Origin of the sequence: Heliorestis convoluta, from assembly GCF_009649955.1 — a bacterium.
GTDB classification, from domain to species: Bacteria; Bacillota; Desulfitobacteriia; order Heliobacteriales; family Heliobacteriaceae; genus Heliorestis; species Heliorestis convoluta.
Window position 1 is genome coordinate 1,151,678 of the sequence record NZ_CP045875.1, and the last position, 15,170, is coordinate 1,166,847.

16 protein-coding genes are annotated in these 15,170 nt (G+C 42.7%); 9 read left to right on the plus strand and 7 right to left on the minus strand.

The features are described from left to right. The first annotated feature begins 119 nt into the window (after window positions 1-119). From FTV88_RS05290 to FTV88_RS05300, 3 genes are all read left to right on the plus strand, one after another. Window positions 120-1,490 (plus strand): UDP-glucose dehydrogenase family protein, encoded by a 1,371-nt coding sequence (locus tag FTV88_RS05290; protein WP_153724720.1) that lies wholly within the window; start codon window positions 120-122, stop codon window positions 1,488-1,490. Beyond that, window positions 1,471-2,496, plus strand: a complete 1,026-nt coding sequence (locus FTV88_RS05295; RefSeq protein WP_153724721.1) for an SDR family NAD(P)-dependent oxidoreductase — start codon at window positions 1,471-1,473, stop codon at window positions 2,494-2,496. Before FTV88_RS05290 ends, FTV88_RS05295 begins: the two co-directional genes overlap by 20 nt. Window positions 2,497-2,596: 100 nt before the next feature. Beyond that, window positions 2,597-3,046 carry a hypothetical protein gene (locus tag FTV88_RS05300; RefSeq protein ID WP_153724722.1) on the plus strand — a complete coding sequence of 150 codons (450 nt, stop codon included), beginning with the start codon at window positions 2,597-2,599 and terminating at the stop codon, window positions 3,044-3,046. A gap of 321 nt (window positions 3,047-3,367) precedes the next feature. On the opposite strand, the gene tnpC is transcribed toward FTV88_RS05300, so the two are convergent. The 7 genes from tnpC to FTV88_RS05330 form a co-directional block, all read right to left on the minus strand. Further along, entirely contained in the window at window positions 3,368-4,939 is a 1,572-nt protein-coding gene (tnpC, locus tag FTV88_RS05305; protein ID WP_153724723.1) for an IS66 family transposase, read from the minus strand. A gap of 63 nt (window positions 4,940-5,002) precedes the next feature. Then, a complete protein-coding gene (gene tnpB / locus FTV88_RS05310) occupies window positions 5,003-5,359 on the minus strand; it encodes an IS66 family insertion sequence element accessory protein TnpB (protein WP_153724724.1) in 357 nt (118 codons plus the stop codon). Continuing rightward, entirely contained in the window at window positions 5,353-5,502 is a 150-nt protein-coding gene (locus FTV88_RS16225) for a hypothetical protein (protein ID WP_438266908.1), read from the minus strand. The genes tnpB and FTV88_RS16225 overlap by 7 nt, the downstream gene beginning before the upstream one ends. Next, a complete protein-coding gene (gene tnpA, locus FTV88_RS16230; protein ID WP_438266909.1) occupies window positions 5,493-5,675 on the minus strand; it encodes an IS66 family insertion sequence element accessory protein TnpA in 183 nt (60 codons plus the stop codon). The genes FTV88_RS16225 and tnpA overlap by 10 nt, the downstream gene beginning before the upstream one ends. A gap of 465 nt (window positions 5,676-6,140) precedes the next feature. Beyond that, window positions 6,141-6,533: a hypothetical protein gene (locus FTV88_RS05320; RefSeq protein ID WP_153724725.1), complete on the minus strand. Its 393-nt coding sequence runs from the start codon at window positions 6,531-6,533 to the stop codon at window positions 6,141-6,143. 73 nt (window positions 6,534-6,606) lie between these two features. Then, on the minus strand, window positions 6,607-7,689 hold the full coding sequence (locus FTV88_RS05325; protein ID WP_153724726.1) for an ImmA/IrrE family metallo-endopeptidase: 1,083 nt from the start codon (window positions 7,687-7,689) through the stop codon (window positions 6,607-6,609). Then, on the minus strand, window positions 7,686-8,051 hold the full coding sequence (locus FTV88_RS05330; protein ID WP_153724727.1) for a helix-turn-helix domain-containing protein: 366 nt from the start codon (window positions 8,049-8,051) through the stop codon (window positions 7,686-7,688). Before FTV88_RS05330 ends, FTV88_RS05325 begins: the two co-directional genes overlap by 4 nt. 154 nt (window positions 8,052-8,205) lie before the next feature. On the opposite strand from FTV88_RS05330, the gene FTV88_RS05335 reads away from it, so the two are divergent. Genes FTV88_RS05335 through FTV88_RS05360 form a run of 6 tightly spaced genes read left to right on the plus strand, consistent with a single transcriptional unit; the run spans window position 8,206 to window position 14,974 of the window. Then, a complete protein-coding gene (locus FTV88_RS05335) occupies window positions 8,206-8,451 on the plus strand; it encodes a hypothetical protein (protein ID WP_153724728.1) in 246 nt (81 codons plus the stop codon). A gap of 30 nt (window positions 8,452-8,481) precedes the next feature. Then, complete coding sequence (locus FTV88_RS15620) at window positions 8,482-8,865, plus strand: hypothetical protein (protein WP_207707918.1); 384 nt, start codon at window positions 8,482-8,484, stop codon at window positions 8,863-8,865. Then, on the plus strand, window positions 8,865-10,019 hold the full coding sequence (locus FTV88_RS05345) for a DUF2800 domain-containing protein (protein WP_153724729.1): 1,155 nt from the start codon (window positions 8,865-8,867) through the stop codon (window positions 10,017-10,019). The genes FTV88_RS15620 and FTV88_RS05345 overlap by 1 nt, the downstream gene beginning before the upstream one ends. 11 nt (window positions 10,020-10,030) lie before the next feature. Then, the gene (locus FTV88_RS05350) at window positions 10,031-10,570 is read left to right on the plus strand and encodes a DUF2815 family protein (RefSeq protein ID WP_153724730.1); all 540 of its coding nucleotides are present in this window, start codon (window positions 10,031-10,033) and stop codon (window positions 10,568-10,570) included. A gap of 5 nt (window positions 10,571-10,575) precedes the next feature. Continuing rightward, window positions 10,576-12,525: a DNA polymerase gene (locus FTV88_RS05355; RefSeq protein WP_153726524.1), complete on the plus strand. Its 1,950-nt coding sequence runs from the start codon at window positions 10,576-10,578 to the stop codon at window positions 12,523-12,525. A gap of 40 nt (window positions 12,526-12,565) precedes the next feature. Then, complete coding sequence (locus FTV88_RS05360) at window positions 12,566-14,974, plus strand: virulence-associated E family protein (RefSeq protein WP_207707919.1); 2,409 nt, start codon at window positions 12,566-12,568, stop codon at window positions 14,972-14,974. Window positions 14,975-15,170: the final 196 nt, after the last annotated feature.

Below are 15,170 nucleotides of genomic sequence, written 5' to 3' on the forward strand. Positions count from 1 at the left end.
ATTAAGCAACGCTATCTTCGCGTAATAGATAAAATATACCCAAATAAAACAAAAGAACATGATGAAAATAACCGTTTTTCAAGAATGTGATCTTAAAAAAAGCAAAGGATGATAACCAAATGTTCAAAATAGCAGTAGCAGGAACAGGCTACGTCGGCTTAGTCGCCGGCGTTTGCTTCGCCGAAATAGGCCATCAAGTAACCTGCGTAGACATCGACGAAAACAAAGTCAATCTTATGAAGTCTGGAATTTCCCCCATTTACGAAACAGGCCTAGAAGAATTGATGCAAAAGAACTACGCCGCTGGAAGGCTTGACTACACCACTGATTACAGAGAAGCTTACAGAGATGCTGATGCCATCTTCATCGGCGTCGGTACACCAGAACAACCAGACGGTTCTGCCAATCTTTCCTACATAGCCACTGTAGTCAGACAAATCGCTGAAACGATTGAAAAAGACTGCCTCGTCGTTGTCAAATCAACAGTCCCCGTAGGAACAAACGACAAAGTAGAGCAGTTTATCCAAGACTTTTTAGTCAATGACGTGAAAGTAGAAGTCGCTTCCAACCCCGAATTCCTAGCCCAGGGCTCAGCTGTCAAAGACACCTTAGAAGCCGCCAGAATTATCATCGGCACAGAAAGCAAATGGGCAGAAGAACTCCTGATGAAAATCTATGAACCCTTTAACTTACCCATTGTTTCTGTCAACAGACGCTCCGCAGAAATGATTAAGTATGCTTCCAACGATTTTCTAGCTCTGAAAATATCCTATATGAACGACATTGCCAACCTTTGCGAACTCGTCGGTGCCGACATTCAAGACGTAGCCCAAGGCATGAGCTTTGACGAACGCATCGGAAGCAAATTCTTAAATGCCGGCATCGGCTATGGCGGTTCTTGTTTCCCCAAAGACACCAAAGCCTTAGAGTACCTAGCCAAACAACATGGCTATGCTTTACGAACCATCAAAGCAGCCATCGATGTAAACGATGACCAAAAAACAATGCTCTATAAAAAAGCCAGCAAAAGACTGATCACCTTCAACGGCCTCAAAGTCGCCGTCCTCGGCCTAACCTTCAAGCCTGGAACAGACGATTTAAGAGAAGCGCCATCCCTAGAAAATGTACCTCTCTTGCTAGAACAAGGCGCCGACATCTACGCCTACGATCCTGTCGGTGCTGATAACTTTGCCAAAGTATATCCAGAAGGCAAAAATGGCAGAGGAACGATAACCTATGTTGACAATGTAGAAGCAGCTTTAGACAATGCCAATGTCTGCTTCATTTTCACCGAATGGGGAGAAATTAAAGCCGTAGCGCCTGAAACCTATAAGAAGTGCATGAGAACACCTTTGGTCTTTGACGGTAGAAACATTTACGCCATCGAAGCCATGAAAGAAGCAGGCGTAGAGTATCATTCTATAGGAAGAGAAGCTGTCCAAAGAGAAAGCCAAAAGGAGTCGAAGAACCTTGACATACAAGCTTCTTGATCAGAGCAAAAGATATCTCATCACCGGAGCAGCAGGGTTCATCGGATATTTCCTATCGAAAAAACTCCTAGAACAGGGCTGCCAAGTAATCGGCCTTGACAATATGAATGATTACTATGATGTAACCCTCAAAGAAGCACGCTTAGAGCAACTCAAACCCTATAAAAACTTCACCTTCATCAAAGCCGACATTGCTGACAAAGCCATCATCACCCATCTTTTTGAAACGCACAAACCCCAAATCGTCGTAAACCTAGCCGCCCAAGCCGGTGTCCGCTATTCAATCGAAAATCCCGATACCTACATTCAAAGCAACATCATCGGCTTTTTCAACATCTTAGAAGCTTGCCGCCATCACTCCGTAGAACACCTCGTCTACGCCTCCTCCAGCTCTGTCTACGGAGCCAATAAAAAAGTGCCATTTGAAGAGACAGACTTTGTAGACAACCCCGTATCTCTCTACGCATCAACCAAAAAATCCAATGAACTCATGGCCCATACCTACAGCCACCTCTACAAAATCCCCGCCACAGGCCTTCGTTTCTTCACCGTCTACGGCCCCTTAGGCCGACCCGACATGGCCTACTTCGGCTTTACCAACAAATACTTTGCCGGAGAGCCCATTCAGATTTTCAACAACGGCGACTTTGAAAACGACCTCTACCGCGACTTTACTTATATCGATGACATCGTAATCGGCATCGAGCGCTTGATCAGCAAACCACCTACAGACTCTGTACCACATAAAGTCTATAACATCGGCAACAACAATCCAGAGAAGCTAATGGTCTTTATCGATACGCTAGAAAGATCCTTAAGCAAAGCCACAGGACGGAAGGTAGAATTCGATAAAGCTTTCGAACCCATCAAACCTGGCGATGTACCAGCCACCTACGCTTCAACCGATCTATTACATGAAGCCGTAGGATTTAAGCCGCAGACTTCTATTGAGGAAGGCCTGCAGAAGTTTGCCGATTGGTATGTGGAGTATTATAGGGTGAAGTAAAGAATTAATTAATTGTTCGGTGAAGCTAAGAATTCAGGAGTCCTCTAATAAGGGGGCTCCTCAAGATTTTAGGAAGGAACTGAAAGTAAGGAGGATAGGCATGAATATATGCGAAGCAATAAAGGATTTAATTGAAAAAAATTTTTCTAAATCCTTTGCCTGCAATCAGTTTTTTTATGAAGACGAATGTAATGACTATTCAATGTTGAAAGCATATAAAGAAGAAACGGGTATATATCATTTTTATGAAATTGAAAATAATGGAGAAGGAGGAACTAAGAAATCACTATACATTGGGGTATCATATGAAAAAAGCCATGGCTTAAAAAAAAGAGTAACACAAAACTTCACAGCAGGTAATACAGGAGGAACATTCCGAAATAACCTCGCTGCATATAAGTTTAAGAATGATCAGATTCAAGCGATTAAATATATAAAAAAACATGTGTTTTTAGAATTATTACCGACAAAATCTAATGAAGCCAAAAAACTTGAAGAAATTGCAATTGCTATTTATGAGCCGCAGTATAATTTGAAAACATATACTTAGTGTCCCTTGTGGATTGACATAGCCTAACAGCCTGCCAGGATAGTCTCTACCAACAAGGACTGTGCCCCGCTATGCGATCAATTATAAACATTCTAACGAAACAAAGGCAATCGATCACAAACCGAACAAAGCAAAGCCTTAGCAAAACCCGAGTAGAAACACAATCGAAGCTCTCAGGTTTTTGCATTCTCAAGTCAACCCCACCAACAAAACCCATGTACGGACTGGGAAAAGCCACGTGATGGGAGAGGTACTTTCATTTCCAAGGTAAGCGTAAAAAGAACCCCACCTTGAAGACAAGATGGAGTTCCGGTTAAACTTTTATTTAGTTACTCGGCAAAGTTCGGGTAGGGTTTCAGACCAGGGAAGTAGCTGATCCAGCGCCTGCACATCTTTAGTATCTACATTGGGAAGTATCTCAAAGAGATAGTTTAGATACGTAAAAGGATTCAGGCCATTTTCCTTGGCTGTTTCGACAATGCTATATACAATCGCACTAGCTTGGGCACCGCGAGGAGTATTGGAGAATAAGAAATTTTTTCTTCCTAAAACGAAGGATTTTATGGTTCGCTCACTGCGATTGTTATCTAATTCCAAGCGACCGTCTAACATAAATCCAATGAGTTTATCCCATTGATTCAAACAATAGTTAATGGCTTGACCAAGTGCGCTTTTTGGGAGTACATTGGGGCTTTGTTTATGAAGCCATGCCAAAAAAGCATCCAGCACTGGCTGGCTGCGTTTTAGTCGCTCTTCATAGCGTTCTTCATTAGTCAAATCTTTTAATTGCTGTTCAATGGCAAAGAGTTGGTTGCAATACTCTAGGCCTTCGTCGGCAACGGTCTTGCCGGAACGCTTCTTCTTATCAGGCAACACCTTAAGAGCCTCGGTGAATTTCCGCCTAGAATGAGCCCAACAGCAAGCTAGGGTAACGCCTTCAACTTTATGATAGCCCGAATAGCCATCGACAGTTAAAAAGCCCTTGAATCCCGAAAGGAACTGACGGGGATGCTCACCGGCTCTTGTTTGTTGGTAGTCATAAAGCACGATCGGAGGACCTTCGCGACCAGTGCGGTACAACCACATATATGAAGTAGTCTGCGCCTCTCGACCTGGTTCATGGAGCACTTGAAGACTCGTCTCGTCAGCGCAAAGTACTTCTTGTAGTAGCAAGTAGTGATGCATCCGAGTGTAAAGCAAGCTCAGCCATTGATGTGCTCCGTAGAGAATCCAGTTGGCCATATTTTGGCGAGACAAGTTAACGCCAAGGTGCGCAAAATGCTGTTCCTGACGATAAAGAGGCATGCCATTTACATATTTTTGCGTCATCAAATAAGCCATAGCCGATGGAGAAACCAGGCTTTTTTTAAGCACTGGCGCAGGCATGGGAGCTGTAACAATGGGCGTATGGATCTCTTCTTGCTCACAACGACGGCAAGAGTAAACATAGCGGACGTGCTTAACAACTTTGACTTGAGCAGGAATAATCTTAAGCTCTTGCCTTTCCTCAGTGCTCATCTCGTGTAATGAACCACCGCAACAGGAACAAACCTGCTCCTCTTCGGATAGACGATATTCAATCGTTTCCACAGGCAGGTTTTCTAATGTAACTTCACGGGAACGACGTTTTTTACGGCGCTCGTAAGTGATCTTTTCTATTGTAGGCTCTGCCAAAGGGGCAAGAGCTTCTGCTTCTACTTCATTGAAGAGAGAGATCTGCTGTTGCTCTGAATCAGTACGTTCGCTAGAAGAGCCAAATTGGCGATGGCGACTTAGTTTTAACTGTTCCTTAAACCAGTTCAATTCAGCCATCAACTGAGCATTTTGGCTTTCTAGTTGCTCACAGCGTTTTATCAAATCTTCAACATCAGTTGTATTCTTTACATTACTCATACATTATCAATTCGACAAATTCCACCAATATCCTTTTAAAGGGGTGAAAGATTGGAGGAAGATTTAGATGATAGTACGGGCTGTTACTTCTTGATGGGCTTGTTTTTGCTCAATGGCTAGGCCATCGAGCAACCATCGTAGCTCGCGACGACTAACCTTTACTGGAGTAGCACGACCTTCAGATGGCCATTGAAACTTTCCCCGTTCTAAACGTCTATAATATAGCCAGAAACCGTTTCTATCCCAGTGGAGAATCTTGAGTTTATCACGTTGGCGATTGCAGAAAACAAAGAGACAAGGCGAGAAAGGGTCTAGCTCAAAGACTTCTTTGACAATTACAGCTAGACCATCAATTGACTTTCGGAGGTCTGTATTGCCCAAAGCCAAATAAACCCTTTCTACAGCAGCCTCATTTAACATAGTGTCTTCAGCGTCCTAACAACTTGTGTTAAAAGAGCTGGGTCAAAGCCTGGCTTTACTTCGATGACAGCTTGTCCCACACGAATAACCAAAGGGCTTGCCAAGCTATCTCGTTCTGACGTTTCACCTACTTCTACAGACAACCATGAAGCATTGCCGGAGCTTGTTTTCTTTCCTCGGTTTTCCGAAGCCAGTACCGTAATTGATGGGTTTTGACATCGTTGGCTGCACACCACTTTGGGACGCTAAGGCCACTCTCCTTGAAGGCAGCCAATCGTTCTGCCCATTCTAATCGCAGTTCTTCTTTGGTCATCATAGAAAAATCCCCCCAGATTCATATCCTTTTGGGAGGATTATCGCACAAGTTTAATCGCGTTTCTATGTGGGCATCGATTGACGCTTACTTTCCAAGCAGATATTCTTGGTCAATAAAAACCTCGATCATCAATTATGAGATCGAGGTTTTTATATTATTTTTAAGGAACAGTGCTATATGTTATATTCTATTTTGCCCTAAGAGGATGACTTAGTCACCCTCCCCCAGTGGGGCTAACGACCACATATTACTATAATAATAATGGCCAGTATAGCTAGCGCAAAATCAAGATTTAACATGGTACACTGTTCCTCCTCCCATTTTTAGTTTTCAAAGAATCATAGATTCTTAGTAGATAGTATTACGATAGCTCTGTTACTTTTATGCCTAATTGGATCAAAAAAAGATAGGTTGAGTAGAATGAAAAATCATACCAAGACAGGCATTGATCCAACTAACAACAAGCTAAAAAGGCAAATCATTAATAATGCGACTGGGCTTCTTCAACTTACTTGCGCCCTTTTTATTTCTCTTATCTATTAGCTTCAAATCGGCTAGAAAATTGTTATCCTCTTTTTTCACTTCCTGCCATGGTTTGAGAAAGACGGAATTAGAGAAATAGGTGGGCTTACCGCAGATCTCGCAGAACCTTGCGTCGCCGGGGTTACTATGATAAACAGTATCTACGATATCCCCGTAATTATCGTATACCGGATCGCCTTCGCATTCATTCAATAACTTCGTTCCGCAAATCTTACAATAATGAGCCTGGGTTGAAAAATCATTGTTTTCGCACAGAGGACAGATAGTAACACGCATGTTTTCATCCATTGGAAAACCGTCATTATATTTCATCATAGTTGATGGCACCCCATTTCAATTAACCACCACAAAAAAGAAGTGGATATTATCAGAAAAACGCTACAATAAATTACTTAGCTTTACTTTTAAGAAAACCTGAGCGGCTTTCAGCCACTTTGCCAAATTGATTCAACTGATCCGTAGATTTATAATATTGGCCCTTACCAACATCAACAGTGCCATTCCAACTTTTCAAAAAACCTTGCTTGTAAAATGCTGTTTTAGAACCGCATTCTTTACAATAACGGGCGTTACCGTCGTTAATCGGATGACTTATAAGGTCCTTAATGAAGGGAACTGGCATCGAGCGGCCAAGACAATAATTAACAACTAAGGCACCACAAATCTTGCAATATCTAGCTTCATCAGAGAAAACTTCATTGCCACATCTAGGACATTCTACAGCCCGTCCATCTTGATCGACAGTGACACCATCGTAGTATACTCGGTCACAGCTCTTTTCGAATATAGCTGCTTCTTCGCCACATATTTTGCAGTAACCGTTAGAATCAATTTCTGCGTTGTTACAGGTAAGGCAATAATGACCATATAAGATGGAATAAGTATCGAAATAGTTATGATATTTATCTTCTATCATAGCCTTATCATCATAATAAAGATTGCGTCTAGTAACAGCAGCCTTATAGGACACTTCAAATGCTTCCATGATATCGTTTGCAGATCTTGGTTTTTTAATATCTGTGATGCGCTGTACAAGAGGAATGGGAGCAAGAAGGTTACGAGCAAAACAGTTCGCTTCATTTTCAAATTTTCTATATTTGCTAGCCGATATGTTTCTTCTGATCAAAATATCTGTATTAGCATCTTGATGGTGCCCTAAAAAAATATGGCCCAGTTCATGGGCAATTGTAAACCGTTCTAAGCCTCTGTTATTTTTCGTATCGTTGTAAAAGATTACGTATCTTTCTGTTTTTTTATCGTAAACACAAGCACCAAGCTCACTGTCAAATTGGTCGCATATTTCAACTATGCTCATATCGTTTTTCGTAGAAAAATCACTATACGAGAACAAGCGAATGGTCCTTTTCAGAGCATCTAAAATAATATCTAGGTCAATAGGCGTTTGATTAATGCTGTAATCTTTTAGTGTCTCGGCACTTTCGATTACAGCATTTTTATAATTTGCTATCATTCAGCATTTTTATCCTCCTCAAATAAATCATCAAAAGAAGCTTTTAAGATATTTAACATCTTCTGCTTTTGTTCAGGATTCATCTTTTTGGCCGCCCTTTGTATAACACGAATTTCAGGTTCATCATCAATTGATTTATTCAGTGCTAGCAAAAAATTATAATCAAGGTTCAGCCTATTGGCTAAGGCTCTTAAAGTAGCATTGTCTGGGGAGATACCGTCATCTTTTTCAATTCTAGATATAGTAGAGTGACTAATTTGTATGTCTTTGGCTAGCTCTCGCTGGCTTAGGCCTGTTGCTTGTCTTTTTTGTGCGATATAAGTTCCTAAAGTTATTGCTTCGTTTGAAAAATTATCAGACATAATAGCACCTCCTTCACAGTGCTATTGTAACACAAGTGTAACACCGATGCAACAATGACGGAAAGTGTCAGATAAAGTGTTGATTAAAAGCAACGTGTCGTGATATAGTCTTAGTGTCACATCAAATCAACATCCAAGGAAGGAGAAAAAAGCTTTGAAAGCACCGTCTAACAACATTCGATTAAACTTGTCCAACTTTTTGCAACTACAAGGCGAACTAACGGAAGTAGAAATGGCCAAGAAGTTAAAGGTTAGCCGCTCGCAACTATGGAGGATCAAAAAGAAAAACAGCGCAGTTGGTCAAGAGTTCATTGTCAAATTCAAAAAAGCATACCCGAAAGAGCCTTTTGAGGCATATTTTTTTGTTGAAAGTGTTGAATTAAATCAACATGTTGAATAAGAGTTACAAATGATTGGTGAGGTGCAGAAAGTGAATATCAAAGTAGAAGTAAGCCTGAAAGCCCCTGACTTGGTTGAGTCAATTGAGCGCTTGATTAGGGTTCTTCCTTATTCTTCGATTATAAATGAAGAAAAAGAAAAGCCCGCAGAGCAAGGGGTAACAGAACCGAAACAACAAGAGCAGCCAAAGCCATCATCTAAGAATAAGCAACAAGCAAAAGAAGTGGCAAATGTAAAAGAAGGACAAGCCCCCGAGGTCACATTGGAACAAGTCCGGTCAAAACTGGCCGCTCTGTCGCAAGAAGGGAAGCAAGCGGAAGTGAAAGCTCTCATCACAGAGTTTAACGCTAAAAAACTTAGTGATATTCCCCGAGAAAGATATGCCGAATTGCTAGAGCGGGCGGGGGGATTGTAGTGACAGAACACGCCTTATTGTCCGCATCGGGCGCTCACCGATGGCTGGCTTGTACAAAGGCACCAAGGCTTGAAGCAGCTATGGAAGAAGAATCGTCTTTTTACGCTAATGAAGGAACTTTGGCTCATAACATAGCTGAACTAAAGATTGCAAAAGAGCTAGGAATTATTTCCAAGCAGAAGTACGGGAGAAAATTGAAAGAGCTACGAGCTGACCCTCTTTTTACCGATGAAATGAACAAGGCAACCGAACTACATAAAGACTTCTGCCTTGAACGTTTCTACGAAGCTAAAGCAGTAACCCAAGACGCAGTCATCTTGCTAGAGCAACGCCTTGATTTTAGTCCATGGGTCCCCGAAGGCTTTGGTACGGCCGACACAACCATTATTGGTGATAAGAATTTAGAAATTATCGATCTGAAATATGGCAAGGGGATCGCCGTCAGTGCCTTTGAGAACACGCAAATGAAGCTTTATGCGCTGGGTGCAATCAATCAATTTGGCTTTTTATATGACATCGAAACCATCTCGATGACCATCAGTCAACCCAGGCTTGACAGCTTCTCTACTTATGAAATGTCAGTAGAAGAGCTTCTCAAGTGGGCCGATGAGGTGGTCAAGCCTAAAGCAGAACAAGCTTTTAAAGGAGAAGGAGATTTTCAAGTCGGTGATCACTGCCGCTTTTGTAAAATTAGAGCCCTTTGCAGGGCCAGAGCAGAGGAGAATCAAAAGCTTGCCTGCCTCGATTTCCAAAAGCCGCCGTTTTTGACGGATGAAGAAGTAGTAGAAGTGTTAACGTCTATCGATGAACTTTTGAGCTGGGCCAAAGATGTGCAGGAGTATGCTTTAACAATGGCCATTGATGAAAACAAACAGTGGCCAGGCTTGAAGCTTGTAGAAGGCAGAGGCACCCGTAAGTACACAGATGAAGATGAAGTAATCAAAGCTTTACAATCTGCCGGTTATGATGACGAATCAATCTACAAAAAGTCCATAAAGACCATTACAGCACTGGAAAAAGAACTGGGTAAAAAAAGATTCAACGAACTTATCGGAGCTTTGGTAACAAAAGCACCAGGTAAGATCAAATTGGTGCCCGAGGATGATCAAAGACCAGAGATCAAAGCGTCCCCACAAGCGGACTTCAATAATTAGGAGGAAAAAGAATGAACAAAATCGTCATTGGAACAAAAGAAAACCCCGTCAGATTCAGCTACGCCAACGTGCATCAACCGGTCAGCGTGAATGGAAGCGACTTGAAGTATTCGGTGAGCATCATCATTCCCAAGTCCGACAAGAAGACCATTAAAAAAGTGAATGATGCGATTCAAAAGGTTAAACAAGAGAATAAAGACAAATTCGGTGGCAAGATCCCAGCCAATCTAAAAACCCCGCTCCGCGATGGGGATGTTGATCGAGAAGGTGATGAGGCTTACGCAAACGCTTACTTCATCAACGCCAACAGCAAAATAAAACCGGGCATTGTAGATGCTGATTTGAACCCAATTCTAGATCAAAGTGAATTCTACTCCGGTTGCTTTGGACGAGTGAGCATTACGCTGTATCCCTTTAATGTAAATGGGAATCGTGGGATCGCGGCAGGGTTGCAAAACATCATGAAAACAGAAGACGGCGAGCCTTTAGGCGGCAGAAGCAGTGCTGAAAACGATTTTTCAGATGAAGATGACGACGACGTTTTAGGTTAATGGCCATGAAGACCTTGGCCATTGATATAGAAACATACAGTAGTGTAGACCTCACCCAAAGTGGGGTCTATGCCTACTGTGAAGCCCACGATTTTGAGGTTTTACTTTTCGCCTACGCTATTGATGATGCAGAAGTAGAGATAGTTGATCTTGCTTCAGGCGAGAAAATACCTGAGGAAATTCGTAAAGCTATCACCGATCCCGCTGTTATCAAAACAGCTTACAATGCCAATTTTGAACGGACCTGTTTAGCAGCTTATCTGAATCAACCGATGCCGTCAGAGCAATGGAGATGCTCGGCTGTTCATGCCTTGCTGCTAGGGCTACCAGGCAACCTCGATGGCGTGGCCCAATGCTTAAAGTTAAAAGAACAAAAGATAAAAGAAGGGAAAGCCTTAATTCGCTATTTCTCCATACCTTGTCAACCGACAAAAACAAACGAAGGCAGAACAAGAAATCTACCAAAGCACGATCAAGAAAAATGGAGATCCTTCAAAGCCTACTGTCAACAGGACGTTGAAGTGGAGCGGCAAATCCGCAAGAAGTTAGAAGCTTTTCCTATACCGAAAGAGGAACAAAAGCTCTGGGAGTTAGATCAGAAGATCAACGACAAAGGGGTCCGAATCGATAAAGAGCTAGTTGAACAGGCCATAACGGCAGACCAGGCTATTCAGAGCCAGCTTTTAGAAGAAGCGATCCGTTTGACAGGGTTAGAAAACCCGAACAGCCCGGCGCAATTAAAGGGCTGGCTACTCCAGCAAGGCATAGAAGTAGATAGCTTGTCCAAAAAGAACGTCAAAACCTTACTTGATGAAGCAGAAAACCCAACCGTTAAGAGGTTGTTAGAACTACGGCAAGCCATGGCTAAAACGTCCGTCAAAAAATATGAAGCCATGAATCGCTCTATGTGCAAAGATGAACGGATCAGAGGTTTGCTACAGTTTTACGGTGCCAACCGCACAGGGCGCTGGGCCGGTCGACTTGTCCAAATTCAAAACCTACCTAAAAACAACATTAGCGACTTGCATGTGGCCAGAGAGCTTCTCAAAGCGGGAAACCATGAAACAATGGAGCTTCTTTTTGATAAGGTGCCGGAAATACTTTCTCAGTTAATCAGAACAGCCTTTGTTCCTTCAAAGGGATGTCGTTTTATTGTTGCAGACTTTGCAGCTATCGAAGCCCGCGTCATCGCTTGGCTGGCAGGAGAGTCTTGGCGGCTCGAGGTCTTTCAAAGTCATGGAAAGATTTACGAAGCTTCAGCAGCTCAAATGTTCAATGTATCGATTGAACAAATCGACAAAGGCAGTCCACTGAGACAGAAAGGAAAAATAGCAGAATTGGCGCTCGGCTATGGCGGTTCGAAGGGGGCCTTGATGCAGATGGGGGCTTTGGAGATGGGACTTACAGAAGAGGAACTTCCCGAGCTTGTTACCGCATGGCGAGAAGCCAACCCCAATATCGTAAAGCTTTGGTGGGCTATAGAAGCAGCGGCCATTAAAGCAGTAAAAGAAAAAAACGTCATCAAGATGCAGTATGGTCTTACCTTTCATTACAGCAAGGGGATTTTATTTATCACGTTGCCTTCAGGACGCTCGCTTGCTTATGTAAGACCGAAAATCGGCAAAGATGAACGTTTTGGCAAAGAACAATTGACCTATGAAGGAACTGAGCAAGGAACCAAACAGTGGGGACGAATCGCAACCTATGGAGGAAAGCTCACGGAAAACATCATCCAAGCTATAGCAAGAGATTGCTTGGCAACATCCATGCTTCGACTAAGTGATGCAGGGTATAAGATCAACTTCCATGTCCATGATGAAGTCATTCTCGATGTTCCATACGACGTAGGCTCAAAAGTTGAAGTTGAAAAAGTGATGAGTCAACCCATTGAATGGGCACCAGGGTTACCTTTAGAAGCTGATAGCTTCGAAACGGATTATTACAAGAAAGATTAAGATCATCTCTAAACTATCTCAGTCATGGCAGGTGAACTCTATGATTGCAAACCCCCAAAAAGTAAAAAGTCTGGAACACGACGGACTCCTAACCATCGCCATCGGCCGATCAAGAAAAGATAGAAGCTGGAAAAATCGAGAGATGTCCTGGCTTGAACTGGTCAATCGATTGAGCAACACCATAAGAACGCCTGAAAAGTATGAAGAGTATAAGAAACTCTCCAAAGCAAAGCAAGATGAAGTCAAAGATGTAGGAGGTTTCGTTGGCGGCACCTTAAAAGGAGGCAGGCGAAAAAACAACAGCGTAGTATGGCGACAGTTGATAACCCTTGACGCCGATTATGTAAAAGGAGATTTATGGGCATCTGTGGAGACTATCTTTGGCCACGGATGCGCCATCTACTCCACCCATAAACATCATCCGACCAAGCCAAGACTGAGATTGGTCATTCCGCTGTTGAGGCCTGTGACTGCCGATGAATATGTACCGATTGCCAGAAGAATTGCAGCAGATTTAGGCATTGACTTTTTTGATGATACAACTTTCCAGGTCCATCGACTCATGTACTGGCCTTCCACACCAGCAGACGGCGACTTTGTTTTTAAGGTCTTGGACGAGCCTTGGGTTGATCCTGATGTTATCCTAGCTAGATACCCTGATTGGCAAGATTCATCCTTCTGGCCGGAAAGCTCAAGAACGCTCAGTGAGAGGAAGAAGCTGGCTGATAAACAAGGTGACCCCAAAGGGAAAGCCGGCATTGTCGGTGCCTTTTGCCGGACCTACTCGGTCACAGAGGTGATTGAAAAATACCTAAGCGATCGATATACACCTTGCGACGATCCGAATCGCTACACCTACTCAGCTGGTTCAACATCCGGTGGCTTGGTGATATATGAAAATGGAGATTTTGCATATTCTCATCACTCTACTGATCCCATCGGAGGAAAGCTTTGTAACGCCTTTGATTTGGCCCGTATCCATTTATTTGGCGACCTCGACGAATCAGTGAAAGAAGGCACGCCGATTAATCGCCTACCCTCTTATCAAGCAATGACAGAAGAAGCCTTAAAGGACAAGCAAGTCAAGCTTACGATGGGCAAAGAGCAGTTGAATCTGGCAGAAGAAGAATTTCAAGAAGAAGAGTTAGAATGGCTTACGGAACTAACGAGAGATCAGAAGGGGAACGTTTTATCGACTGCACCAAACGTCATCCTTATTCTCGAAAATGATCGGGCACTTAAAGAGCGGATCGCCTTGAACGATTTTGTCCATCGCGTTGTTATCAAAGACGATCTTCCTTGGCGAAGCAGAGCAAGAGGGGACTATTGGACAGACAGCGATGATGCCAGCTTGCGAAACTACCTTTACTCTCTGTATGGCATCAAAGGTGCCGGTATCATTGCCGATGCTTGGAGCGAAGTTGCTGTAAAGCATGCTTTTCATCCTATAAAAGACTATTTAAGCAGCCTTGTTTGGGATGGTCGTAAGCGAATTGAAAGAATCATGATTGATTACCTCGGTGCTGATGACAACGAATGCGTGCGCACATTTACCCGAAAAATCTTAGTTGCCGCTGTTACTAGGATCTACCGCCCCGGTGCTAAGTTTGACTATTCTGTCGTTCTTGTGGGACCCCAAGGAATCGGCAAAAGCTACATCATAAAGCGATTAGGCAAAGACTGGCACTCCGACTCTTTCATTACTGTAAAAGGCAAAGAAGCCTACGAACAGTTGCAAGGTGTTTGGATCTTAGAGATGGCCGAGCTGACAGCGACTAAAAAAGTAGATGTAGAAGCAGTTAAGCATTTTATTTCTAAGTCCGAGGATACCTTCAGAGTTGCTTATGGCAGGCACAATGAAACGTTCAAAAGGCAATGCGTCTTCTTCGGAACCACCAACGATTATGACTTCTTAAATGATCCCACTGGAAACCGACGCTTCTTACCGATTACCGTCAACGGCGGTGGTAGCAAAAATATGTGGGTTGATTTAACAGATGAAGAAGTAGACCAGATTTGGGCTGAAGCCAAGGTTTTGTATGAACAAGGTGAGTCATTGGCTCTAAGCAAAGAGATCGAAGAAAAAGCACAAATGATTCAAGCTGCCCATACACAAGAGAACCCAATTGCTGAAAGTATCAGAACCTATCTGGAAACATCCGTCCCTACAAACTGGTACGAATTAGACATTGGAACACGAAGAGCCTATCTCCATTTACGGCAAGGTGATAGTCAGCCTGAAAAAACAATGAAACTAAATAAGGTCTGCGCCCAGATGGTTTGGGAGGAGCTTTTCCAAAAAGATATCTCAACGATGACGAGATATGATGCCAAAGAAATCAACATGATCATTCTACATACACCAGGCTGGAAAAGAGTAAGTTCAGTACGCTTTGATCAAACATATGGAATGCAAAAAGGATTCCGACGTGAAAATGTATACTTGTAAACTTTGAACAAGATTGAAAGTATACATCGAAACCCTTATGCCTACTACGCTTTATACCATGTATGCTATGTATACCTTTTCTACTATAAAAAAGAAAATAGAAGGAATAGAGAGTACCATAGAAAGGCTATACCCTCTAATCGCCATATAAGTATAAGTCCACTTATAAAAGGTATACAGGGTTTACAAATCGCTG